The 23,581-nt window shown below is 69.5% G+C and carries 20 protein-coding genes; 9 read left to right on the top strand and 11 right to left on the bottom strand.

What is annotated here, in order from left to right:
• Positions 1 to 2: 2 nt before the first annotated feature.
• The 4 genes from HPY32_RS17775 to glf are packed head-to-tail and all read right to left on the bottom strand — an operon-like array spanning position 3 to position 4,795.
• Positions 3 to 950, bottom strand: a complete 948-nt coding sequence (locus HPY32_RS17775; RefSeq protein WP_067579732.1) for a decaprenyl-phosphate phosphoribosyltransferase — start codon at positions 948 to 950, stop codon at positions 3 to 5.
• 1 nt (position 951) lies between these two features.
• Positions 952 to 1,554 carry a phosphatase PAP2 family protein gene (locus HPY32_RS17780; protein WP_082870706.1) on the bottom strand — a complete coding sequence of 201 codons (603 nt, stop codon included), beginning with the start codon at positions 1,552 to 1,554 and terminating at the stop codon, positions 952 to 954.
• The gene (locus HPY32_RS17785; RefSeq protein WP_171982909.1) at positions 1,551 to 3,551 is read right to left on the bottom strand and encodes a glycosyltransferase; all 2,001 of its coding nucleotides are present in this window, start codon (positions 3,549 to 3,551) and stop codon (positions 1,551 to 1,553) included. Before HPY32_RS17785 ends, HPY32_RS17780 begins: the two co-directional genes overlap by 4 nt.
• Positions 3,552 to 3,592: 41 nt before the next feature.
• Complete coding sequence (gene glf, locus HPY32_RS17790) at positions 3,593 to 4,795, bottom strand: UDP-galactopyranose mutase (RefSeq protein ID WP_082870705.1); 1,203 nt, start codon at positions 4,793 to 4,795, stop codon at positions 3,593 to 3,595.
• A gap of 233 nt (positions 4,796 to 5,028) precedes the next feature.
• On the opposite strand from glf, the gene HPY32_RS17795 reads away from it, so the two are divergent.
• Positions 5,029 to 6,252: a hypothetical protein gene (locus HPY32_RS17795; protein WP_067579728.1), complete on the top strand. Its 1,224-nt coding sequence runs from the start codon at positions 5,029 to 5,031 to the stop codon at positions 6,250 to 6,252.
• 4 nt (positions 6,253 to 6,256) lie between these two features.
• Here the strand turns inward: HPY32_RS17795 and HPY32_RS17800 are convergent, their stop codons facing one another.
• From HPY32_RS17800 to HPY32_RS17810, 3 genes are read right to left on the bottom strand one after another with little or no spacing between them, the layout of a single operon-like run.
• Entirely contained in the window at positions 6,257 to 6,766 is a 510-nt protein-coding gene (locus HPY32_RS17800; RefSeq protein WP_067579726.1) for a hypothetical protein, read from the bottom strand.
• A gap of 42 nt (positions 6,767 to 6,808) precedes the next feature.
• Entirely contained in the window at positions 6,809 to 7,573 is a 765-nt protein-coding gene (locus tag HPY32_RS17805; protein ID WP_067579724.1) for a MerR family transcriptional regulator, read from the bottom strand.
• A 49-nt stretch (positions 7,574 to 7,622) separates the two neighbouring features.
• Positions 7,623 to 8,288 carry an EamA family transporter gene (locus HPY32_RS17810; protein WP_231951366.1) on the bottom strand — a complete coding sequence of 222 codons (666 nt, stop codon included), beginning with the start codon at positions 8,286 to 8,288 and terminating at the stop codon, positions 7,623 to 7,625.
• 283 nt (positions 8,289 to 8,571) lie between these two features.
• On the opposite strand from HPY32_RS17810, the gene HPY32_RS17815 reads away from it, so the two are divergent.
• Positions 8,572 to 9,072 (top strand): MarR family winged helix-turn-helix transcriptional regulator, encoded by a 501-nt coding sequence (locus HPY32_RS17815; protein ID WP_067579720.1) that lies wholly within the window; start codon positions 8,572 to 8,574, stop codon positions 9,070 to 9,072.
• Positions 9,073 to 9,085: 13 nt separating this feature from the next.
• Here HPY32_RS17815 and HPY32_RS17820 read toward each other — a convergent pair whose 3' ends face one another.
• Positions 9,086 to 10,159 (bottom strand): SpoIID/LytB domain-containing protein, encoded by a 1,074-nt coding sequence (locus HPY32_RS17820; RefSeq protein WP_171982910.1) that lies wholly within the window; start codon positions 10,157 to 10,159, stop codon positions 9,086 to 9,088.
• A gap of 218 nt (positions 10,160 to 10,377) precedes the next feature.
• On the opposite strand from HPY32_RS17820, the gene HPY32_RS44645 reads away from it, so the two are divergent.
• A complete protein-coding gene (locus HPY32_RS44645; RefSeq protein ID WP_253949735.1) occupies positions 10,378 to 12,813 on the top strand; it encodes an N-acetylmuramoyl-L-alanine amidase in 2,436 nt (811 codons plus the stop codon).
• A 1-nt stretch (position 12,814) separates the two neighbouring features.
• On the opposite strand, the gene HPY32_RS17830 is transcribed toward HPY32_RS44645, so the two are convergent.
• Positions 12,815 to 13,657 (bottom strand): Cof-type HAD-IIB family hydrolase, encoded by an 843-nt coding sequence (locus HPY32_RS17830; RefSeq protein ID WP_067579716.1) that lies wholly within the window; start codon positions 13,655 to 13,657, stop codon positions 12,815 to 12,817.
• A 130-nt stretch (positions 13,658 to 13,787) separates the two neighbouring features.
• Here HPY32_RS17830 and HPY32_RS17835 point away from each other — a divergent pair, with 130 nt between their 5' ends.
• Genes HPY32_RS17835 through HPY32_RS17855 form a run of 5 tightly spaced genes read left to right on the top strand, consistent with a single transcriptional unit; the run spans position 13,788 to position 19,937 of the window.
• The gene (locus HPY32_RS17835; RefSeq protein ID WP_067579714.1) at positions 13,788 to 14,765 is read left to right on the top strand and encodes an ABC transporter permease; all 978 of its coding nucleotides are present in this window, start codon (positions 13,788 to 13,790) and stop codon (positions 14,763 to 14,765) included.
• Between the two features lie 34 nt (positions 14,766 to 14,799).
• Positions 14,800 to 15,729, top strand: coding sequence for an ABC transporter permease (locus HPY32_RS17840; RefSeq protein WP_067579712.1), 930 nt, complete (start codon positions 14,800 to 14,802; stop codon positions 15,727 to 15,729).
• Entirely contained in the window at positions 15,726 to 17,573 is a 1,848-nt protein-coding gene (locus tag HPY32_RS17845) for an ABC transporter ATP-binding protein (protein WP_067579710.1), read from the top strand. The genes HPY32_RS17840 and HPY32_RS17845 overlap by 4 nt, the downstream gene beginning before the upstream one ends.
• 52 nt (positions 17,574 to 17,625) lie before the next feature.
• Positions 17,626 to 19,290 carry an ABC transporter family substrate-binding protein gene (locus tag HPY32_RS17850; protein ID WP_067584839.1) on the top strand — a complete coding sequence of 555 codons (1,665 nt, stop codon included), beginning with the start codon at positions 17,626 to 17,628 and terminating at the stop codon, positions 19,288 to 19,290.
• On the top strand, positions 19,287 to 19,937 hold the full coding sequence (locus HPY32_RS17855; protein WP_171982911.1) for a hypothetical protein: 651 nt from the start codon (positions 19,287 to 19,289) through the stop codon (positions 19,935 to 19,937). Before HPY32_RS17850 ends, HPY32_RS17855 begins: the two co-directional genes overlap by 4 nt.
• Here HPY32_RS17855 and HPY32_RS17860 read toward each other — a convergent pair.
• Both HPY32_RS17860 and HPY32_RS17865 read right to left on the bottom strand, forming a co-directional pair.
• Positions 19,934 to 20,953: an agmatine deiminase family protein gene (locus HPY32_RS17860; RefSeq protein WP_067579709.1), complete on the bottom strand. Its 1,020-nt coding sequence runs from the start codon at positions 20,951 to 20,953 to the stop codon at positions 19,934 to 19,936. The genes HPY32_RS17855 and HPY32_RS17860 overlap by 4 nt on opposite strands.
• Before the next feature lie 393 nt (positions 20,954 to 21,346).
• Entirely contained in the window at positions 21,347 to 21,940 is a 594-nt protein-coding gene (locus HPY32_RS17865; protein ID WP_067579707.1) for a TetR/AcrR family transcriptional regulator C-terminal domain-containing protein, read from the bottom strand.
• Between the two features lie 126 nt (positions 21,941 to 22,066).
• Between HPY32_RS17865 and HPY32_RS17870 the strand changes: the two genes are divergently transcribed.
• Positions 22,067 to 23,461, top strand: a complete 1,395-nt coding sequence (locus tag HPY32_RS17870) for an MFS transporter (protein WP_156673994.1) — start codon at positions 22,067 to 22,069, stop codon at positions 23,459 to 23,461.
• Positions 23,462 to 23,581: the final 120 nt, after the last annotated feature.

Below are 23,581 nucleotides of genomic sequence, written 5' to 3' on the forward strand. Positions count from 1 at the left end.
CGTCAGGTGAGGTAGACAGCGACACCTACCGCTCCGATCCAGGCGATGGCCAGGAGTTGCAGAATGCGATCCCCCAGCGCGATCTCTTCGGGTTCACCGGCCTCGCCGCCATCGACGTCGACCGCGTAACGCAGGATTGCGATCGTAAACGGAATCATGGAGATTGCGAACCATTGGTTGTTCTTGTGATCGGTTTCGAATGCCCACAGGCCGTAGAAGACCACCACCGCGGTGGCCGACACCGTCCAGATGAAGCGCAGGTAGGTGGGCGTGTAGTACTGCAGCGACTTGCGGATCTTGGCGCCGGTGTCGAGCGCGATCTTCAGCTCGGCGTAGCGCTTGCCCGCCGCCATGAACAGCGAGCCGAACGCCATGATCAGCAGGAACCATTGCGACAGCGGGATATCGGCGGCCGTACCGCCCGCGACCGCCCGGAGCAGGAAGCCCGACGACACGATGCAGATATCGAGCACCGCCTGGTGCTTGAGGCCGAAGCAGTAGGCCAGCTGGATGCCGATGTAGACCGCCATCACCACGGCCAGCTGCCAGGTCGCCAGGAACGACGCCGCGATCGAGCCGACCAGCAGTAGCACCGACAGCGAGTAGGCCAGGTTCACCGGCACCACGCCCGCGGCGATGGGCCGGAACCGCTTGGTCGGATGCGCCCGGTCGGCCTCCACGTCCAGCGCGTCGTTGATCAGGTAGATGCCCGAGGCCGCCATGCAGAAGACCACGAAGGCGATGCCGATGTGCCAGTCGCGGGTCAGATCGGTGATCGCGTACTGGCCGGTGCCGGACAGCTTGCCCGCCGCCAGCGGCGCGGCCAGCACCAGGACGTTCTTCACCCACTGCCGCGGCCGCATCGCCTTGACGATCCCACCGGCCAGCGTCTTCGGCGGGCCCTTGAGCACGGCATCGTCGAGGTCGGTGCCGGTCGGCTCTTCACTCATATCAGCGAGGGCTCTTTCCTGTGCGGTCACTGGCTAATCTCTTTTCGGCGGCTAGCACTGCTGCGGCGGAGGCGGCGCCCAGCGCGGAACCGGCGAGCACGTCGGAGGGATAGTGCACCCCGAGCACGACCCGGGAGAGCAGCATCGGCGGCACGAGCACCGCAGGCAAGGGTAGCCCGGTCAGTCGTCCGAGCAATACCGCCGCGGCCGTAGTGGAGGTCGCGTGCGAGGACGGGAAGCTGAGCTTGCTCGGCGTCGACACGTTGACCTGCACCGACGGATCGTTCGGGCGGGGTCGGCGCACGACACGCTTGATCACCACCGACGCGGCGTGCGCGCCGAACGCACCCACCGCGACCCCGGCCCACTCCCGGCGGCGCGGCTTGTCCACCAGCGCGCCGATCGCGGCGATGCCGAGCCAGCCCAGCGAGTGCTCACCGAAGTGCGACAGTCCGCGAGCGGCCTTGACCACCTGCGGGTTTCGGCCGATCGTGCCCTGCACCGCGGTGAGGATCCTGACCTCGGGCGGCGCCTTCGGCGCGGGCTCGGGCACCACGTGCAGGCGCGGCGAGTCGGCCTCGGGGGAGAATCCGCCAACACTCATTTCCCGTTGTCCTCTCCACCGATTCCGAAGGCGCTCTCCCAGGCGGCGGTGCTGGTCAGGCGCGGATGGGCGGCACGATACCGAGCGCGCAGTTCGGGGAAGCGGGCGGCCAGCTCGCGGCGCAACCGCATCGCCTCGGAGAACAACCCGAGCGCCTGGCGCGGATCGCGCTTGCGGTAGACCACGCCGCGGCCGTCGGCGGTGGTGACGGTGACGCCGTCCACCTGCGACAGCAGGAACCAGCGCGCGTCCAGGGTCGGCACGTTGAGCTGCGGGCGCTCGTGGTGCTGCGGCTTGGCCGGACGGGTGTTGTGCACAACGCCTTTGGCGAGCCGGACGATCTTGGCGATCGGATTGCCGGGCTCGCCGACCGCGCCCACGTCCGCGCCGCTGGGCAGCGGCAGCTCGGTCGAGGACGGCAGGGTCACCGCGTCCGGGAAGTCCCGGCGCATGGCGGCGACCGAGCCCAGCGCGGTGGGCAGCAGCTCGAACAGCCGGTCCGGCCCGGCCAGGAAGTCGCGGATCGCCTGATTCTGGATGGCGACCGTCGAATACTCCAGGCACAGCAGGTGTTTCAGGGTGGCCTTGACCGTGTTCACAATCATCGGGCGGCCGTCGTTGCCCAGGTGCAGCGCCGCCACCACGAGCCGGTTGCGCAGGTGGAAGTACGCCTGCCAGTCGATGGCGTCGTCCTTGTCGCTCCACGCCATGTGCCACACCGCCGCGCCCGGCAGGGTGACCGTGGGGTATCCGGCGGCGCGGGCGCGCAGGCCGTATTCGACGTCGTCCCACTTGAGGAACAGCGGCAGCGGCTGGCCGATCTCCTCGGCCACCGACCGCGGGATGACGCAGGTCCACCAGCCGTTGAAGTCGACGTCGATGCGCCGGTGCAGCAGCTTGGAATTGTCGCGGTCGCGCAGCGGGTATTTGGAGAAGTCGTGGTCGTACTCGACGTTCGGCGCGGCGGTCCACATCCAGATGCCGCGGTCGACGACCTCGCCCATGGTGTGCAGGTGCGACCGCTCCTGCAGGTTCAGCATCTGGCCGCCGACCAGCGTGGGCGTGCGGGCGAAGCGGGCGAACGCGAGCGCGCGCAGGATGCAGTCCGGCTCGATCTCGATATCGTCGTCCATGTAGACGATGTACTGCGCGTCGGTGGTCTTCAGCGCCTCGTACATGACCCGGCTGTATCCGCCGGAGCCGCCGAGATTCGGCTGATCGTGCATGGCCAGGCGGTCGCCGAGCACCGCGGCGGCCTCGGTGAAGCCGGGCTCGTCGACCACCTTGCGGGTGCCCTGGTCGGGGATGATCACGGCGCTGATCTTCTCCAGCACCAGCGGGTCCGAGCCCAGGGCCGCAAGGGTTTTTACGCAGTCGGTGGGCCGATTGAAGGTGGGCATGCCGACCGCGATGCTGCCCACGCCGGGCGCCTCGACCGGCGCGTACCAGCCGCCACTACGCAACTCGACCGCCGAATCGGTGGTGATGTCGAACCAGATCCAGCCGCCGTCCTCGAAGGGGGCCAGGTCTATTTCGAATTCGAGTGAGATTCCCGCCAAAAGCGCGCGGGAATCAGGAAGGGCCGCCTCCTCGGCTTCCCCCATGGCCCCGGCGGCTTCCCCCATGGTCCCGGCATGCTTTTGGCCGGGACCCACCCCCGCCGCACTGAACTCCTGCCCCCGCACATGAATTCGCGACCCGTCGGCCTTGGACCGGTACACATCCACGCGCCCGTGCCCGGACAGTTCCAGGCGCAGCACCACGGAGGACAGGATGGTCCAGCGCCGCCAGTAGCTGGCCGGTACGGCGTTGAAGTAGGTGCAGAACGACACCTCCGACTCCGCGCCGATCGACAGCGACGTGCGCGAGGTGGCGTGTGCGCGACGGGCATTCGTCGCGGACTCCTCCAGGTAGAGGGTGCGCACGTCGAGCGGTTCGCCCGGCCGGGGCAGGATGATGCGCTGGAGTAGGGATTTCGCGCGGGTCTGCGTGGTCATCGTCTCGGGGGTCATCTCTTCCGACGTCGCGTGCATCGTCATCAGTTGCCGCTGTCCCGATCCACCAGCGGCGCACCGGATTCCAGGTGCGGGCGCAGCACGTTGTCGAACATGCTCAGCGCGCCGCCGATGGCCATGTGCATGTCCAGGTACTGGTAGGTGCCGAGGCGGCCGCCGAAGAGCACCTTGGCCATGGCGGTCTCGTTCTTGGCCAGCTCCCGGTAGGCGAGCAGCTTCTCTCGATTCTCGGTGCTGTTGATGGGGTAGTACGGCTCGTCGCCGGTCTGGGCGAAGCGGGAATACTCGCGCTGGATCACCGTCTTGTCGGTGGGGTAGTCGCGTTCGGGGTGGAAGTGGCGCGGCTCGATGATGCGGGTGAAGGGCACGTCGCCGTCGTTGTAGTTCATCACCGAGGTGCCCTGGAAATCGCCGGTGTTCAGCACCTCGGTCTCCAGATCGATGGTGCGCCAGCCCAGTTCGCCCGCGCTGTAGTCGAAGTAGCGGTCCAGCGGGCCGGTGTACACCACCGGAGCCTGCGGGTTGCGGGCGCGAATCTCCTCGCGCACCTCGAACCAGTCGGTGTTCAGCCGGACCTCGATGAGCTCGGATTCGGCCATCTTCTCCAGCCACGCGGTGTAGCCGTGGCGCGGCAGGCCCTCGTAGGTGTCGTTGAAGTACCGGTTGTCGAAGGTGTAGCGGACCGGCAGCCGGGTGATGATGCCCTCGGACAGCTCCTTCGGGTCGGTCTGCCACTGCTTGGCGGTGTAGTCGCGGATGAACGCCTCGTACAGCGGGCGGCCGATCAGCGAGATCGCCTTCTCCTCGAGGTTGGTCACATCCTTGCTGTCGATCTCGGCGGACTGCTCGGCAATGAGCGCGCGCGCCTCGTCCGGAGTGAAGTAGCGGCCGAAGAACTGCGAGATCAGGCCCAGGCCCATCGGGAACTGGTACGCCTGACCCTTGTGCATCGCGAACACGCGGTGCTGATAGCCGGTGAACTCGGTGAACTGGTTGACGTAGTCCCACACCCGCTTGTTGGAGGTATGGAATAGGTGCGCCCCGTATTTGTGCACCTCGATGCCGGTCTCCGGATCCGCCTCCGAATACGCGTTGCCGCCGAGGTGGTAGCGGCGTTCGACCACCAGCACCCGTTTGCCGAGCTGGGTGGCGGCGCGTTCGGCGATGGTCAGCCCGAAGAATCCGGAGCCGACGACGATGAGATCGAAGGGGGAAGCGACGGTCACGGGAGCCCAGCGTATAGGAAGTTCGCGGCGCCGCCGGGGCCAGTCGGGCGGTCACCGGCGCCGACCGACGAGATACCCGAATTTCGCCTGTTGTTCGCCGAAACGGACACCGTTCCGGTAGGTCACCGCTATATAGATAGGAGCCGAGTTGAACGCGCGTCCAACTCGGTGCCGTTCGCGATCCGCGCCGCGGCGGCCGTACCCGTCCATCGTTCGACCGGAAGTACTCACGCATGCGGATCTCACGTCTGTCGGCGCTGCTCGGCGCCGCCGCCCTCTGCGCCGTGCTCGGCGCCGGTGTCCTGACCCCCACGACGGCCCGGGCCGACGAACCCGACACGCTGGCCGCGGCCCCGGTGGCCGACGCGGCCGGGCTGTGCGGCCGGGCCGCACCGACCTTCGACGACATCGTGACCTCGGCCGCGACCGCCCTGCGCGGCGTGGTGCCCGCGGCGCAGGTGGCCGCCTTCGACCGGCAGGTCGACGATTTCCGGCACGCCATCGCCGCGGTCCGGGTGCATCGCGACGGCCTGCCGGTCGATCCGGCGACGCTCGGCGGTCGGGTCGCCCAACTCGACGACCCGATCGTCACCTACCTGGTGAACGGCCTGGACGCGGTCCGCACCGGCCGCCTGGACCACACGCTGTCGATCGGGCAGCTCGGCGTGAACGACGTGATCGAGGTGTTCATCCTGAGCACCCGGATCGTGAAGATTCCGGTGCAGCTGGCCGCCAGCCTGGTGCCGACGGCCGGGTTCTTCCTGAAGTTCCTCGTCGGCGGCGTGTTCAGCGGCGTGAAGTGGCTGGCGCGGCGGGTGCAGGACGCGATGCGCGGCACCTGCACCGGGCCGAGCGTGTACGGCAAGCTCGATCTGAGCGAGACCGACTTCCCGAGCGAGCATGTGGCGGTGCCCGGCCCGATCGCCGATCTGGCCCGGCAGCTGGTGCTGGCCGACGGGCACTGCACGCCGATCTCGGACCTGACCACCTCGACGCTGGTGGAGCGGACCCGCGACTTCCTGGCCCACACCGACCTGCCGATCGACCGCGGCAACCTGGACGCCACCGCCGCCGGACTCCAGGACTTCCTGCGCGACAATCGGATCGCGAAACTCGCGCTGCTGCGCAAGACCGATCAGCTCGGTCCGGTGGTCGACTATCTGGACTACGGCCCGATCACCTTCCTGGCCAATCTGGGCTTCGATATCTACGAGGGCAAGGCGACCGACACCGTGCCGCTCGCCGACATCACCGTCGAAAACGCCTACGACCTCACGACTTTGGCGCTGGACGTGACGAGCCTGCTGCTGACCGCCGCCAATCTCGCCGCGGGGTGGACCGGGGTCTCCAACACGATCCTGACGCCGCTCGGCATGGCGGAGACGCTGGCCTTCGCGCCCGTCACCTACGGCGCGCCGATCCTGCGCGGGGTCATGCAGTCGATGTGCGCGGTGTGAGGGGTCAGTAGTACACCGGCTGCCGATAGGCCGGGTGGCGTCCGGCCGCGAGCCACCGGCTCGCCGACCCGGACGCCGCCAGGCACAGCGTGAGCAGTTCCACGCCGAAGACGACCGCCAGCAGCACGGCGAGCGGCAGCAGCTCCGAGGTGGACGAGCCGTCGATCACCGTGTCGACGATCATCAGACCCGAATAGCCCAGCATGACCAGCACACTCGCTACCATGACCAGGACTCGCCCGGCGCTGCGCCGGAAGAACAGCAGCAGCGCCCCGGCGACGAAGAACACGGTGAGCGTGCCGAACATGGCCAGCGCCGCCAGCTCCTCGATCCGGCGGTATCCGCCCGCCCAGTCGTGCCGGGTGGCGATGGCCCCGGCCACCGAGGCGACCCCGCACCCCAGGCCCTGGAGCAGCGCGAGCACGCCCGCGGCGATGGCCGCGCCGCCGCCCGGCCGCGGCGGCACGGGAACGGGCACGGGCGGATAGCCGGGCTGGCCGTACGGATAGCTCATCGGGTCCTCCCCCCTTGATCACTCGGCCGCGAACATTACCCGCTACTCCAGGCAATTGTCGGCGTAGACCTTCATCGCTTCCCGGACGAACGCGGCGGTTCCGGCGCCGTGCCTGTCGTAGTTGGCCGCGAATCTCGGGTCTGCGACGTACATTTCGCCCAGGCCGGTGAAGGACGCGCGGGTGGGACGCCGACCGCCCCAGCCGATGCGCACCCAGTCGAAGTGGCGCGCGACGATGTCGCGTACCGGTTCGCTGTCCGGCGCCAGGCCGTCGCGGTGGGCGCGGCCGTAGTCGGCGGCGATGTCGGCGTGCGTCTGCATGTGCTGGCGCCGCTCCGCCTCGCTCATCGAGTTCCACCAGCGGTCGGAGCTCTCGTACGCCTCCCGGCCCCAGCGCTCGATCACCTCGTCCTTGTACCTGGCGTGGTCGAATCCGTCGAATACCTCTGCCGCCATGAGCGGTTCACCTGCTTCCGTCTTGTGCAACGTGGACTGCACCGACGCGATCTGCCGCGAGATCCGGTCCCGCTCCTGCCGCAGCAGCTCCAGATGGGTGCGCAGGGCCACGGCCGTATCCCGCTGCTCCGCAAGCACTTCGGCGATGACCGGCAGGCCGAGACCGAGCTCACGCAACAGCAGGATCCGTTGCAGCCGAACAAGGGAGTCCCGGTCGTAATACCGGTACCCGTTGGCCCCGACCCGACTCGGCGGCAACAGCCCGACCGCGCCGTAGTGCCGCAGGGTCCGGCTGGTGGTCCCTGCCGCACGAGCCAGCTCCTGAATGGACCACTCGGCCTCGGTTCCCACCACCGTCCTCCTTCGCTCCGCGTCGATACGACCAGCGTGCAAGTTGACGCTACGTCAAGGTCAAGCCCCGCTCGGTATGCGACTCCCGCCGGGCCGGATCGACCGCCGAAAGCCGTTGCGCTGCGGACTCCTCGGTGGGTTTGCGGCCGCCGGTCTGGCCGAGCAGGGTGCCGCCCAGGGCGAGCGCCATGCCCAGGACCTGCAGCGGGGTCAGCGATTGTCCGAGCGCCGCCCAGCCGATGACCGTCGCCGAGAGCGGGCTGAGCAGGCTCAGGAACGACACCGAGGTGGCGGGCATCCGGGACAGGCCGCGGAACCAGAGGGCATAGGCCGCCGCCGTGCCGACGGCGCCGAGATACAGGTAGCCGCCGATGGCCCGGGCGTCCAGGGCGGGCGGCGCGCCCTCGGCCAGCAGCGCCAGCGGCAGCAGGACCAGACCTCCGGCGGTGAGCTGCCAACCGGTGAAGGCCAGCGGACCCACCCCCTCGGGCCGCCCCCAGCGTCCGGCCAGCACCGTGCCCGCCGCGATCGATGCCGCACCGGCCAGACCGGCCAGCACACCCCAGGTGTCCAGCGCGGCACCGGCGCGAAGAACCACCAGGGCCACACCGGATATGCCGACGACTCCCGCCAGCAGCCTGCGCCCGGACGGCCGCTCGCCGAGTAGCAAGGCGGCGAACCCCAGCGCGAACATCGGCGCCGACGCGCCGAGCACCGCGGCCACCCCGCCCGGCGCCGATGTTCAGCATGCCGAGAACGCCTGTGCGCCATACCCATCGGCCGCGGGGCAGCACCCGCGTCGCGGCCAGCAGCACCAGACCGGCGGGCAGCGCGCGCATCAGCGCGGTGAACATCGGTCGCTCGGGCGGCAGGAACTCGGAGGTGACGGCGTAGGTGGTACCCCAGACCAGGGGTGTCAGACCGGTGAGATAAGACAACCAGAGTCATCTTCGTGTCAAGTATCTGAATATTGAGGCTTAGGTCTCGGGAGGAGATCCGTGAGCGACGCGGTTGACCAGATCGTGGCGGCGTGGGGGGAGGTGCGGCCCGAGCTCGATGTGTGGCCGACGCATGTGATCGGGCGGGTCAAGCGGCTGGCGCGGGTGCTGGATCGGGAGTTGAAGACGTTCTTCGCGCGGTACGGGCTCGAGCACTGGGAGGTGGATGTGCTCACCACGCTGCGTCGGTCCGGCGGGGCCGACGGTCTCACCGCGGGCGCGTTGATCAAGAACACGATGGTGACCTCGGGGGCCATCACCAATCGCATCGATCGGATGCAGACCCGGGGGCTGGTCCGCCGCACCGCCGATCCCCATGACCGCCGGACCGTCCGGATTCAGCTCACCGACGAGGGCCGTGCCCTCATCGACGAGATCATGCCCCTGCACGTGGACAACGAGGTCCGGCTGCTCCAGGGGTTGAGCCGCGAGGAATCGGACCAACTCGGCGATCTGCTGCGCAAACTGTCGGAGTCGCTGGGCGATACCGCCCTGGAGTGAACGGCTTTCGGGGTCAGGCGTCCGGCCGGGTGTTCGGGGCCCAGGCATCGGGCCGGAGCGGAGTGGGCGGCGGCGTGGGTGTGGCGGCCGTCCCCGGCGGGATCGTATTCTCTTGGCCCACAGCGTCTTCCGGGGCGCCGAGTTCGGCGGGGGCCGGGCCGACGTCGAGGGTGCCGATGTCGATGGGTTGTCCGCCGCCGGGCGCGGAGGAGTACTCCGAGCGCAGGATGCGGCCGTCGCGCAGCAGCACCCGACCGGCGGTGGCGCGCACGGCCGCGGTGGCGCGCGAATCCTCCACGGCGGTACCGGGATACGCCTGACAGTCGGTGGTGTCGCAGGTCTGCGCGTATGGGTAGCGATGCTCGGCCAGCGCGTAGGAGCGGGCCGCGATGGCCTGGGCGCGCAGGGCCTCCGCGCCGCCGCGATCGGCCCAGTCGGCCTGCATCTCGGCCGGGACCACGCCGAGCAGATAGTCCTCGATGTCGAGCCGGTCGACCGTGCGCGCGGCCCCGTTCTCCAGGGTGACGCCGAGGACGCCGCGATAGGTGCCTCCGTCGCAGATCTTCAGATGCTCCGCGCTCGGGCGGTCGGCGCCGAGATCGATCGGGTAGGCCCAGGGGTCGGCGGTGCTGCCACGCCACAGCACGGCGCCGTCGCAGCCGGTGGTGACGGTGACGTCCGCACCGCCGTCCGGGCGCGGGGTCAGGTGCGCGGCCTGCCCCGGCACCACGCGGCGGTCGGCGACGGTCAGGCCGGTGTCGGAGTAGACGTCCAGGGTCTCGTCGTCGTCCTCCAGCAGCCGCACCCGGACCGGGGTCGGCGCGACGGTCCCCAGCGCCGCGCCCGGGTAGTAGTCGGCCAGGATGCGCGCCGCGCTCGCCCCGGCGACGGCCCGATCGAGGGCGCCGAACTGGCTCATGCCGCGGCCGTGGCCGACCCCGGCGACGGGGCGGTATCCGGCGGACGGCTCGAGCTGTGCGAGGACGGCCCAGCAGAGCACCGCCGTGCCGCCGGTCAGCGCGAGACCGACGAGTACGCCGCGTGCGGCGCGGCGACGGAATCGGCGATGCTGCTCGGTACCTGTCATGTGCACTCCCACCGGGTTTCGCTGTTCGGATGCGCCCGGCCCGTCCGGCATGTCCTACCCGCGCCGCGGCTACCGGAAAGCTACATTCGAGCTACTGATCTCTAATTCTCAACCAGAGGTTTAGATTTTGTGAAGATTGGGACTATTGTGACCATCGATCCGTCAGGAATCAACCCCACGCGCTTCGGCTGACGGTCACAAGTTCGACCTGATGGGAGATGCTCGTGCCGTATCGCAGACCGAAGTACCCCTACGTACTACCGGTCGTCATTACGATCGCGCTCGCCGTGCCGCTGGCGGCCTACACGCTGCGCGACACCGACGACTACCGTTCGACGACGGACAGCAATCTGGCCGCGATACCGGCGCAACTGGCCGAGGTGGCCCTGGCCTCCGCCCCCGACGTGGTTCTCCCGCTTCGCGAACTCACCGGCCTCGACCTCCCGGACCTCCACCTGTCCGACCTCCGCAAACTCCCCCTCCCCCGCGCCATCCCGATCCCGCCGGGCCTGCCCACCCCACCCGGCATCCAACTGCCCAGCGAAATCCCCCTCCCCCAGTTCAACACCACCACCCCGGACCGAACACCCGCACCGGGCCAACCAACGCCCGCCAATCCCGCCCAGCCACAACAGAATGCAACCCCGGGCCAGGCACAACCGGCAGCCACCGCCAACCAATCACCCCCTGCCGCACCAGCTTTCATCTCCGCCCGAACCCGCCTGCAACCCCCTGCCCCCCAAACCCCCACGTCCGGTGAGTCTCCCGCTCCCGGTCAATCCCCGGCCGCCGCACAACCACCAGCCGCCGGGCAACCACCGGCCGCCGGGCAGCCACCAGCCGTCGCACAGCCACCGGCCGCCGCACAACCACCAGCCGCCGCACAGCCACCAGCCGCCGGGCAACCATCGGCCGCCGCACAACCACCAGCCGCCGCACAGCCACCGGCTGTCGCACAACCTCCAGCCGTCGCACAACCATCGGTCGCCGCACAGCCACCGGTCGTCGCACAACCTCCAGCCGTCGCACAACCATCGGTCGCCGCACAACCACCAGCCGCCGTGCAGCCGGGGTCTGCTCCCGTTGATGATCCGGCGTTGGTGGGTGGGGCGGATCCGAATGCTCCGGCGCTTGCGCCGGGGGCGGTGGCTCCTGGTGTTGCCGATCGGGTGGGGGCTCAGGTCAAGGAGTTGGATCGGGACAAGCCGTTCAGCATGGTGGCGCTCACCGGGAAGGATCTGGCGGGGACCAGTGCGCTGGTTCGGGCTCGGAATGCCGACAATAGTTGGGGGCCTTGGTATTCCACCGATGCGGTGGAGACGGGGCGCAATGATCGTACGCGGCCGGATCGGGTGGGGACCGAGCCGATCTATGTGGGCAGCACCAAGGCCGTGCAGGTGTTGACCACGCACAGGGCCGCAGCGGTCGCGAATGCGAATTCCGGGCGGTCCGACGATCCGGGGCGGGCCTCGGTCGCGAATATGTCGGCGGTACTGATCGATCCGGGGCGCGGGCCCGACGACGGCAATCTGACGGCGGTGGCCGCGGCGCTGCCGGGCGGCGGGCCCAGGGTGATCGCGCGCAAGGACTGGGGCGCCGACGACAGCCTGCGCTGCCAGGAGCCGACCTACGACGACGGGCTCGGCGGAATCACGGTGCACCACACCGACGGTCGCAACGACTACACCCCCGAGGAATCGGCGGGCATCGTGCGCGCCATCTACGCCTATCACGCGAAGACGCTGGGCTGGTGCGACATCGGCTACAACGCCCTGGTCGACAAGTACGGGCAGATCTTCGAGGGCCGCGCAGGCGGGCTGGACCGCCCGGTCGAGGGCGCGCACGCGGGCGGATTCAACGAGAACACCGCCGGCGTGGCACTGATGGGCGACTTCCAGACCGAGCCGCCCAGCGACGCCGCGATCCAGGCGATCGGCCAGTTCATCGGCTGGCGCGCCCGCATCGCGGGCCTGGACCCCAAAGGCAGCACCACCATGTACTCCGAGGGCACCGAGTACACCAACTACGCCGAGGGAGAGGCGGTCCGGCTGCCGATCGTGTTCGCGCACCGCGACGTCGGCAAGACCGCCTGCCCCGGCGACGCCGCCTACGCGCAGATGGACCGCATCCGCGACATCGCCGCGGCCACCGCGAGCGGCGCGCAGCCGCCCGGCGGCGATACCCGGCCCGCCCCGAATCCCGGTGCCGCACCGCAGAATCAGGCCGATCTGACCAAGCTGGCGGCCCTCACCACCCGGCTGCTGACGCTGGTGCACGACAACCTCATCGCGAAATACTGGGCGGCCCAGGGCGGCCCGAACGGGCGGCTGGGCGCGGCGGCCTCCGAACCGCAACCGACCCGCGACGGCGGCCAGTACGCGAGGTTCGTCAACGGCTACGTCTACGCGGGCCCGGACGGCACCATCGTCGAACTCGCGGGCCGCATCCTGGACCGATTCGTCGAGCTGGGCGCGGACTCCGGAATCCTCGGAGTGCCGCGCAAGAGCGCCTACCCGGTCCCCGACGGCCTGCGCGCCGACTTCCAGTACGGCTCGCTGATCATGAACCAGGCCACCGGCATCGTCACCACGCTGCTCCAGACCTACAACGAAATGCGGGACGCCGCAACGACTTCCGGTGTCGCGCCGCGCTAGCTCAGCCGATCCACCAGCGCTCGAGCACCTGCGCCACGCCGTCGTCGGAGTTGGCGGCGGTGACCTCGTCGGCGGCGGCGCGGACCTCCGGGTGACCGTTGCCCATGGCGACGCCGTGGCCCGCCAGGCGCAGCATCGGCACGTCGTTGGGCATATCGCCGAAGGCGATGATGGTGGCGCGCTGCACGCCGAGGCGCTCGGCCACCGTGGCCAGCCCCGCCGCCTTGGTGATGCCGGGCGCGGACACCTCGATCAGGCCGTTGTCGGTGGAGTAGGTGACATCGGCGCGGCCCGCGAGCCGCGGCGCCAGCGCCGCGCGCATGTCGGCGCTGGTCGCGCCGCGCAGCCGGATCAGCATCTTGATCGCGGGCGCGGCCACCACCTCGCTGCGCGCGACCTGGGTGTCGTCCGGATTCAGCCAGGCGTGCTCGTACTCCGGCGAACTCACGAACTGCGGGGTCGCGGCGTCGTGGGCGCTGGCCCCCACCCGCTCGGCGGCCAGCCCGCAGCCGGGCAGCACCCGCTCGGCGAGATCGGCGATCCACTCCAGGCTCGCCACGTCCAGCACGGTGCTCTGCAGGATGCGGTCGGCCGCGCTGTCGTAGATCACCGCCCCGTTGCCACAGACGCACAGCGGCGCGAACCCCAGTCCGTCCACCACCGGCTGGATCCAGCGCGGCGGGCGACCGGTGGCGAGCACGAACGGCACCCCGTCCGCGACCAGCGCGGCCACCGCCGCCCGGGTGCGCGGCGTGACCCGCTCGTCCTCGTCGATCAGCGTGCCGTCGACATCGGAGGCCACCATCTTCGGTTTCGGCAGGTGCACAGGTGTCACCTCTTCCATCCTGCCCGATATGCCCCCCGCACCGGTATCGCGATCGGGGTGGGATGTGCGCGGGACCCGCCCACACGGCACACTTCGACGGCGGAGGGTCCTTATGATCAGGGGCTAGCAAACCGACCCTAGGGGACCGATGACCGGCTTTCTGCTACGACGGGCATTCAACTATGTCGTATTGCTGGTGCTCGCGTCGTTCCTGACGTTCAGCCTGGCGTCGTTGACCTTCCGTCCGCTCGACAGCCTCGAACAACGCAATCCGCGCCCGCCGCAATCGGTCATCGATGCCAAGGCGGCGGAGCTGCATCTGAACGATCCGATCCCGCAGCGCTACGCGACCTGGGTGGCCGGGGTGGTGCACGGCGATTTCGGCAAGACGCTGGCCGGGCAGCCGGTGAGCCAGGAACTGCCGCGCCGGATAGGGGTGAGCCTGCGGCTGCTGGTGATCGGCTCGATCGTCGGCACCGTGCTCGGCGTGCTGATCGGCGCGGCGGGCGCTATCCGGCAATATCGGTTCAGCGACTACTTCACCACCATCGTGTCGCTGCTGGTTCTCAGTACCCCGGTCTTCCTGCTCGCGACGCTGCTGGAATACGGTGCCCTGGAGATCAATTCGCTGTCCGGGCAACAGATATTCCTCTATACCGGCGAAACTTCGGCAAACGCGGTGTCGGGGTTGTGGAACCAGATCGTGGACCGGGTGCAGCACATGGTGATTCCGACGCTGGGCCTGGCGCTGGGGGCCATGGCCGGATACAGCCGCTATCAGCGCAACGCCATGCTCGACGTGCTGCAGAGCGATTTCATCCGCACCGCCCGCGCCAAGGGCCTGACCCGGCGGCGGGCGCTGTACAAACACGGTCTGCGGACCGCGCTGATTCCGATGGCGACGCTGTTCGCCTACAGCCTGGGCGGTCTGATCACCGGCGCCACCTTCACCGAGAAGATCTTCGGCTGGCACGGGGTCGGCGAGTGGCTGGTGGACGCGATCAACGCCCAGGACCTCTACGTCGTGGTGACCGTCACGGCGTTCGCCGGATTGGTGGTGCTGGTGTCGGGCCTGCTGTCCGACATCGTGTACGCGATCCTCGACCCCCGGGTTCGGGTGGGATGACCGTAGGAACGGGGAATCCCACGATGGGAGCGGTATGACCGAGACCGAGATCATCGCGCAGGGTGCGCCGGAGCCGACGGCGGCCGGGCGGCGGAAGCTGGTGTGGCGCAGGTTTCTTCGCAACAAGCCCGCGATCGCGGGGGCGAGCCTGCTGATCGTGATGCTGGTGCTGGCCTTCGCGGTGCCGCCGGGCCTGCGCTACGACTATCAGCAGCGCGACTCCTACGCGCTGCTGAAGCAGCCGACGCCGAAACATCCGTTCGGCACCAACGAGATCGGGCAGGACATGCTCGCGCAGACCCTGCACGGGTTGCAGAAGTCGCTGCTGATCGGCATCTGCGTCGCGCTGCTCACCTCGGTGATCGCGGTGACGACCGGGTCGGTGGCGGGACTGCTGGGCGGCTGGACCGACCGGGCGATCATGTGGCTGGTCGATCTGCTGCTGGTGGTGCCCAGCTTCATCATCATCGCGATCTTCGCCCCGCGCACCAAGGGCAGCGGTTCCATTCCGCTGCTGATCGTGCTGCTCGCGGCGTTCAGCTGGATGATCAGCGCCCGCATCGTCCGCGGCCTCACGCTGAGCCTGCGCGACCGCGAATTCGTCCGGGCCGCACGGTATATGGGCGCGTCGACCCGGTCGGTGATCGTCACCCACATCGTGCCCAACATCGCCTCGATCCTGATCATCGACACCACGCTGGCCGTGGGCGCGGCGATCATGGCCGAAACCGGGCTGAGCTTCCTGGGATTCGGCGTGCAGCCACCGGACGTGTCGCTGGGCTCGCTGATCGCCGCGGGCACCAAGTCGGCGCACACCTTCCCGTGGCTGTTCCTGTTCCCCGGCGGCTTCCTGATCGCGATCGTGTTGTGCGCCAACCTGGTCGGCGACGGCCTGCGCGACGCGTTCGACCCGGGCTCCAAGCGCGCCCGGGCCCGGCGCAAGCCCGAGGGGCAGGCGGCATGAGCGCAAAGCCCACCACCGCACCGCTGTTGGAGGTCTCCGACCTGCACGTGTCGTTCCCCGGCGAGGAGGGCCGCATCGACGCGGTGCGCGGGGTGAACTACACGGTCGCCGACGGCGAGGTGCTGGCCATCGTCGGCGAATCCGGTTCGGGCAAGTCGGTCTCGTCGCTGGCGGTGATCGGCCTGCTGCCGGAGCAGGCCCGGGTGCGCGGCTCGATCCGCCTGCGCGGCAAGGAATTGCTGGGCATGGACGACCGGCGCCTGTCGGCGCTGCGCGGCAGCCGGATCAGCATGGTGTTCCAGGACCCGCTGTCGGCGCTCACGCCGGTGTACCGGGTCGGCGAGCAGATCGCCGAGGCGCTGCTGGCGCACCGGAAGATGACCAAGCGCCAGGCCGCCGACCGGGCGGTGGAACTGCTGGACCTGGTCGGCATTCCGGATCCCGAGGCGCGGGCGCGGGCGTTCCCGCACGAGTTCTCCGGCGGCATGCGCCAGCGCGTGGTGATCGCCATGGCCATCGCCAACGATCCGGAGCTGATCATCTGCGACGAACCCACCACCGCCCTGGACGTCACCGTGCAGCGGCAGATCCTGAATCTGCTGCGCACCGCGCGCGACCTCACCGGCGCGGGCGTCGTCATGATCACCCACGACATGGGCATCGCGGCCACCCTGGCGGACCGGGTGGCCGTCATGTACGCCGGGCGGGTCGTCGAGAATGCCAGCGCCGCAGAGCTTTTCGGTTCGCCGCGAATGCCGTACACGGTCGGCCTGCTGGGCTCCATCCCGCGCATGGACGGTCCCGCCCGGGCGCCGCTCATCCCCATCGTGGGCGCGCCGCCCGCCATGCACGCGCTGCCGCCCGGCTGCCCGTTCGCGCCGCGCTGCCCGATCGCGATCGACGACTGCCGCGCCGCCGAGCCGCCGCTGGCCGACATCGCTCCCGGTCATCGCGCCGCCTGCATTCGCACGGCCGAGGTCGGCACCGACGGGCTGTTCGAGGCCTACCGCCGGGAGCTCACCGAGCCGAGCCGTGCCGCACAACCCGATGCGCGGGTGGTGCTGCGGGTTTCGGAGCTGACGAAGACGTTCCCGATCTCCTCGGGGGTGGTCTTCAAGCGCCGCACCGGCGAGGTGCGCGCCGTGGACGGCATCGGCTTCGAGGTGCGCGCGGGCCGCACGCTGGCGCTGGTGGGCGAGTCCGGGTCGGGCAAGTCCACCACGCTCACCCAGATCCTGGACCTGGCGAAACCGCAGGCGGGCACCATCGAGGTGTTCGGCGAGGACGTCGCGACGCTGACCGCACAGGGCCGCCGCGCCGTCCGCCGCAGGATGCAGATCGTGTTCCAGGACCCCTCGGCCTCGCTGGATCCCCGGCTGCCGATCTTCGACGCGCTCGCCGAACCGCTGCGCATCGACGGCCGCTCCCGCGACGAGATCCGCGCGCGGGTACCGGAATTGCTGCGGCAGGTGGGGCTGCGGCCCGAGCACGCCGACCGCTATCCGGCCGATTTCTCCGGTGGTCAGAAGCAGCGCATCAATATCGCCCGCGCGCTGGCGCTGGATCCGGAGCTGCTGGTGCTGGACGAGCCGGTGTCCTCGCTGGACGTGTCCATCCAGGCCGGTGTGCTGAACCTGCTGCGGGACCTGCAGACCGAGCGCGGGCTGTCGTATCTGTTCGTCTCCCACGATCTTTCGGTGGTCCGCAATCTCGCGCACGACATCGCGGTGATGTACCGGGGCAAGATCGTCGAATCCGGGCCCGCGGAGCAGATCTTCGCCGACCCCCGACACGAGTACACCCGGGCTCTCATCGAGGCGATCCCGCAGCCGGTCGCGCGGTAGTCTGCACGTCCAACGGGCAGCGATGTGCCACCCCGACGGAGAGGAGCGGTCCGTGCGGATACGTTCGATGGTGACCCGAGTCGCGATCCCCGCGATCGCGATCGGGATGATCGTGTCGGGGTGCGGTTCCGACGATACTCAGGCCGGGTCCAGCGATATCGGGGTGACCAACGACATCAATCCGAAGGATCCGAGCACGCTGCGCGACGGCGGGAATCTGCGGATGTCGATCAGCTCGTTCCCGGCGACGTTCAACTACAACCACGTGGATATGGACAACGATGTCGCGACGGTCATCGATCCACTCATGCCGACCGCGTTCACCAGCGACGCGGCCGGGAATCTGAGCGTCAATCACAACTACTTCACCGATATCGAGCTCACCGGCACCGCTCCGCAGCAGGTCACCTACACCATCAACCCCAAGGCGGTGTGGTCCGACGGGACCCCGATCACCTGGGAGGACCTGAAGGCGGAGGCGGACGCGCTGGCGGGGGCCGCCAGGGGCTACCAGATCGCCTCGCCCTCCGGATTCGATCGGGTCGACAGGGTCGAGCGCGGTGTGGACGACCGGCAGGCGATCGTGACGTTCTCCACGCCGTACGCCGAGTGGAAGGGGCAGTTCAGCCCGCTGTACCCGAAGGCGGTGAACGCGAGCCCGCAGGCGTTCAACGATCTGGACCGCAGCAGCCTCGCGGTCAGCTCCGGGCCGTTCGTCATCACCAATATCGACCGCACCCAGAACCGGATCACGCTGAGCCGCAACCCCAAATGGTGGGGTGCGACGCCGAAGCTGGACACCATCACGTTCACGGTGCTCGACAGCTCCGCGCTGCTGCCCGGAATCCAGAACAACGAACTCGACTACGCGTCGATGTCGGGCCTGTCCAATGTGACGGCGGCGCGGAGCGCGGCCAATGTGGTCGTCCGGCACACGCCCGAACCGACCTGGAGCCATCTGACCTTCAACGGCGCGCAGGGATCGGTCCTCGCCGATCCTCGGGTGCGCGTGGCGATCACGAAGGCGATCGACCGTCAGGCCATCGTGAACGCGACCGAGAATGGCCTGGTGGACAATCCCAAGCCGCTCGACAATCACATCTACATGGCCGGACAGAAGGGCTACCAGGACAATTCGGCCCCGAGCGCCTTCGACCCGAAGGCCGCCGCGGCCCAACTCGACGCCCTCGGCTGGAAACTCGACGGCGACGTGCGCGAGAAGGACGGCCGCAAACTCGTGCTGCGCGATGTGATGTACCAGCAGGACCTGTGGGTGAACGTGGCCCAGATCGTGCAGCAGAACCTGGCCGCCATCGGGGTGAAGGTCGACATCCAGACCTACCCGGGCCAGGGCCTGTTCACCGACGTCATCGACCCGGGCAATTTCGATATCGCGCAATTCAGCTGGGTCGGCAATCCGTACCCGCTGGGCGCGCTGGAACAGATCTACGCCTACGACCCGAACAATCGGCAGGGCAACGACGGCCGGATCGGCACGCCGGAGCTGAACGCACTGATCAAGCAGACCATGGCCGAGCTCGACCCCGACAAGGCCATTCAACTCGCCAACCAGTGCGACAAGATGATCTGGGAGGAGGGCTTCTCGCTGCCGCTCAACCAGCGCCCCGGCAACTACGCCGTCCGCGCGAATCTGGCCAATATCGGCGCCTTCGGCATGGCCTCGGCGGACTGGACGAAAGTCGGCTTCCTGAAGTGATTTCCGGTTCGGGCCACCCCCTGGCCTACCCGGTTGCCACCACGATCGGCGCCCTGGTGATCTGCCTCGCCTGGGCGCCGTTCGGCGGTCTGGAGCAGCTGAGCATGCTGGGCGCGGTGGCGGTGGTCGTGCTGGGGTACAGCGCCTTCCGGCTGGCGGTGGCGTTCGGGGCGCTGCCGGTGCGCGATCCCGGTCCGGGGGCGGTGCCGGTGCGGCGGACACGGCAGCAGCATCGGCTGTCGAGCCGGTCGTGGCTCGAATTCGACGGAAAGTCGTGGCTGCCGGTGTATTTCGATCCGGCGCTGGTCACCCTGGGCGAGGCGGGCGCCGAATGCGCGGGCGGCGTGCTGCGAATCGGCGAGCTGCGGGTGTATCCCGCTGGGCCGCTGCGGGATTCGGAGCCGGTCGGGCGGCTGGTCGACAATCCCACCCGCCCGGACCCGGACGGCCCGGCGCACGCCGCGCGGTCGGCGCGGATCGGGCGGCGGCTGCTGCTGGACGCACAGCCCGCCGTGGGCGCGCCGTTCGCGGGCGTGTTCTGGGTGTACGTGGCGGGCGGCGGCGTTGCTGCCTTCGCCGCCGCCACCACCGTCGCCGCCGCGGTCGCCGTCTGGTTCGCCGCGATCCGCGGGTCCGATCCCAGCTAGACCGCGGCCAGGGGTTGCTGCTGGGTGGAGCAGTGGATGCCGCCGCCGCCCTCGGCCACGGCGTTGTACTCCACCCGCACGACCGCGCGGCCGGGGAAGACGTCGCCGAGGATGCCCGCGGCGCGGTCGTCGTTGTGGGTGTCGCCGTAGACGGGCAGGTAGACCGCCCCGTTGCCGACGTAGAAGTTGGCGTAGGAGTACAGGAAATCGGGGCCGCGGCGGCCGGGCAGCGCCGCCGCCGCGGGCTGCGGCAGCTCGACGACCTCGAAGCGGCGGCCCTCGGCGTCGGTGGCCTGGCGCAGGATCTCGCACGCCTGCACCGCGGCCCGGGCGAAGACGTCCTCGGGATCGGGGTCGACGGGGCAGACCACCAGCACCACACCGGGTTCGGCGAATCGCGCCACCGCGTCGACGTGGCAGTCGGTGACGTCCTCGCCCGCGACGCCCTGCAACCACACGACTTTCGTGATGCCGAGCAGTTCGCCGAGCGCCTTCTCGATGGCGTCGTGGTCGTAGCCGGGATTGCGGCTCGGGTTGACCAGAGAGCTCTCCGTGGCCAGCAGGGTGCCCGCACCGTCCACCTCGAACGCGCCGCCCTCGGCCACGATCGGCGCGATAACCCGTGGAATTCCGGCCCGCTCCAACACCTTTCGCGCGACCCGCGCATCGAGGTGATACTCCGCCTTCTGCCCCCAGCCGTTGAAATTGAAGTCGATGCCGACGATGCCCTCGCCGGGCGCCTCGACGAATGTCGGTCCGGTGTCGCGCATCCACAGATCGTCCAGCGGACCGGGAACCACCTCCACGGCCGAACCGACGGCCCGGCGGGCGTCTTCGACGTGCTCGCGGCGGGCGAGCATGGTGACCGGCTCGAATTCGGCCACGGCGCGCGCCAGCCGGGCGACATCCGCGCGGACCAGCGGTAGCAGGTCCTCCCACACCGACTCCTTGGCGGGCCACGCCAGCCAGGTGCGAGCATGTGGAGCGGATTCCGCCGGCATCACATAGCGCGTCATGTCTTCGACGCTAGCGACTTTTCCGAATTTCCGCCAAAGACAATCGATGTCCGTACGGCGATGAACCCGTCTTCGAAACCGAGGGAACGATAATCCGACTCGGCGTGTCGAAGAGGCGGGCGACAACGGGGTTAATTCTGGTCGACCGTTCGCCCGACCTGGGGATTTGCCCGAAAACTCGTAATCGTCGCCCGAACTCGGGGGAGTCGTCCCGACAACCGGTCCGTTGGGAAGCCGGACCGAGAACGCATTATTGCTTTCGCGGTCGTACGCCGGGTAGTTGCCCGCAATCGGCGGAGTGAATCCGACACCCAGAATACATTTGTCCCGCGGCGGGAGTTGACCGGAAATTTGCGCCTCGGCGAAGAAAAACCGTCCGGTTCCATCGCGCATTCACCCCTGGACACCCAGCGCGCCGTCCAGCAGGCGGCGCAGCGCCCACTCGAATTCGGCGGCCGGATCGGCGGCGGTCAGATGGGCCCGGACCGCCGTCAGCGCCGGATAGGCGGCCGGGTCGACGTCGAATCCCGGGTGGCCCAAGGGATGTTCGTTGACCACCTGGCCGAGCAGCAGGTGCCACAGGGCGCGGTAGAGGTGGGCGGCGGCCGCCGGGTCCAGGCCCGCCTCGCGCAGCGCGGCGAGGGCCGACTCGGTGAACGGCAGCGCGGTCGGGGTGACCGAGGTGGCGTCCACGATCACCTTGGCCACCCAGGGGTGGTCGAGCAGTACCCGGTGCGCGCCGAGCCACTGCGCGAGCAGACGCTCACGCGGAGATCCGTTGCGCGCCAGCGGAAATGCGCGGGCGAGATCGTCGTTCAGCAGCGCCAGCAGCTCGCGGCGGTCGGCGATGTGCCGGTACAGCGACGCCTGGCCGGTGTGCAGTTCCTGCGCGACGCGGCGCAGGGTGAGCGCGCCGAGCCCCTCCGCGTCGGCGACGCGGCGGGCCGCGGCGACGATCGCCTCGCGGCTCAGCGGTTCTTCGCGCATGCCTTCCCTCCTGCCTGGCGTCCGAGCGTAACGAATCCGGACGGAAGGTCTTGCGAACATCGTTCGCGTCTAATTAGGGTGGCCTAACGCGAACGTTGTTCGCAGTACGACTACGAGGAGGATCGCGTGCACACCGGAACCGTTCATCGCCGCGGCGCCATGACCGCGCTGGCCGTCGGCGTCCTGGCCTACGGCCTGATGCAGACCATGCTGGTCCCGGCCATCGGCGTGCTGCAGCAGGCGCTGCACACCGGCGCGAGCGGGGTGACCTGGGCCGTGCTCAGCGCCCCGCTGCTGGCCGGGGCGATCCTCACCCCGCTCGCCGGGCGGCTGGGCGACCGGTACGGGCGGCGGCGGGTGCTGCTGACCGTGCTGGCCGTGCACCTGGCGGGGACCGTGCTGGCGCTGGTGGCCCCGCACATCGGCGTGCTGATCGCGGCCCGCGCGGTGCAGGGCATCAGCCTGGCGATCCTGCCGCTGGCCTTCGGCTCGGTGGCGGGGGTCCTCCCGCCCGACCGGGTGCACGCCGGGCTGGGCTTCCTGTCCGGGCTGGTGAGCGGGTCGGCGGGCATCGCGCTGGTCTGCGGCGGACTGATCGCCGACCACGCCTCGTGGCGCTGGCTGTTCGCGGTCGGAGCCGGATTGGCCGCCGCGGCACTGGTTCTCGTGTACCTGTTCGTGCCGGAGAGTTCGGCACAGACCGCGGGGCGGCTCGATCCGCTCGGTGCGGTGCTGCTGGCGGGCGGGCTGTCCGGGGTGCTGCTGGCGCTGACCCTCGGGCCGACCCGGGGGTGGACGTCGCTGCCGGTGCTCGGGCTCGCGGTCGCGGGGCTCGCGCTGCTGGTGGTGTTCGTGCGGGTGGAGGCGCGGCTGCGCTACCCGCTGATCGATATGAGCCTCGTCCTGCACCGAGCGGCCGGGGCGGCACACCTGGCCGCAGGCGCGCTCGGCATCATGCAGTTCGTGTATTACGTGCTGGTCCCCAAGCTGGCCGAACAACCTTCGGCGGCAGGCGGTTTCGGCGCCTCGGTAACGGCGGCGGGGCTGGTGATGCTGCCCGCCACCCTGGTGATCCTGCCCGCCGGATCGCTGGCCGGACGCCTCGTCACGCGCCGCGGCCCGCACGTCCCGCTCGCCGCCGGACTAGTGGTGACCGCCATTGGCGCCGCCCTGCTGGCCCTGGCCCACGCCTCCCTCTGGCACCTGGCGCTGTGCGCGCTCCCGATCGGCATCGGCACCGGCCTGACCATGTCCGCCCTCCCCGGCCAGCTGCACCGCGTCGTCGCCCCCACCGCCACCGCCACCGCGAACGGCATCAACACCGTCGCCCGAACCACGGGCGGCGCCCTGGGCAGCCAACTCGCCGCCGCCCTCGTAGCCACCTCCCTGCACTCGGGCTTCGTCAACGCCTTCTGGGTGGCCGCCGCCATCGGAATCGCCGGGGCCGCATCAACATTCGCCGGAGCAAGACCGGCAGTGACATCGCACGCCAGAGCCACGGTCGCCTCGACCCATTCGTGATCCTGACCATTCGCGACCCTCACCATTCGCCATCCTCACCACTCGTCATCCTCACCACTCGCCATCCTCATGATTCCGGCGTGCTTTTGGCCGGAATCCACCGTGAGATCCCGGCCAAAA

It is taken from the genome of Nocardia terpenica, from assembly GCF_013186535.1.
Taxonomy (GTDB): domain Bacteria; phylum Actinomycetota; class Actinomycetes; order Mycobacteriales; family Mycobacteriaceae; genus Nocardia; species Nocardia terpenica.

Coding starts and splice junctions, on each gene's coding strand:
- HPY32_RS17775 (WP_067579732.1), bottom strand. CDS start 950: ATGAGTGAAGAGCCGACCGGCACCGACCTCGACGATGCCGTGCTCAAG.
- HPY32_RS17780 (WP_082870706.1), bottom strand. CDS start 1,554: ATGAGTGTTGGCGGATTCTCCCCCGAGGCCGACTCGCCGCGCCTGCAC.
- HPY32_RS17785 (WP_171982909.1), bottom strand. CDS start 3,551: ATGACCACGCAGACCCGCGCGAAATCCCTACTCCAGCGCATCATCCTG.
- HPY32_RS17795 (WP_067579728.1), top strand. CDS start 5,029: ATGCGGATCTCACGTCTGTCGGCGCTGCTCGGCGCCGCCGCCCTCTGC.
- HPY32_RS17800 (WP_067579726.1), bottom strand. CDS start 6,766: ATGAGCTATCCGTACGGCCAGCCCGGCTATCCGCCCGTGCCCGTTCCC.
- HPY32_RS17820 (WP_171982910.1), bottom strand. CDS start 10,159: ATGACAGGTACCGAGCAGCATCGCCGATTCCGTCGCCGCGCCGCACGC.
- HPY32_RS44645 (WP_253949735.1), top strand. CDS start 10,378: ATGCTCGTGCCGTATCGCAGACCGAAGTACCCCTACGTACTACCGGTC.
- HPY32_RS17830 (WP_067579716.1), bottom strand. CDS start 13,657: ATGGAAGAGGTGACACCTGTGCACCTGCCGAAACCGAAGATGGTGGCC.
- HPY32_RS17835 (WP_067579714.1), top strand. CDS start 13,788: ATGACCGGCTTTCTGCTACGACGGGCATTCAACTATGTCGTATTGCTG.
- HPY32_RS17840 (WP_067579712.1), top strand. CDS start 14,800: ATGACCGAGACCGAGATCATCGCGCAGGGTGCGCCGGAGCCGACGGCG.
- HPY32_RS17845 (WP_067579710.1), top strand. CDS start 15,726: ATGAGCGCAAAGCCCACCACCGCACCGCTGTTGGAGGTCTCCGACCTG.
- HPY32_RS17860 (WP_067579709.1), bottom strand. CDS start 20,953: ATGACGCGCTATGTGATGCCGGCGGAATCCGCTCCACATGCTCGCACC.
- HPY32_RS17865 (WP_067579707.1), bottom strand. CDS start 21,940: ATGCGCGAAGAACCGCTGAGCCGCGAGGCGATCGTCGCCGCGGCCCGC.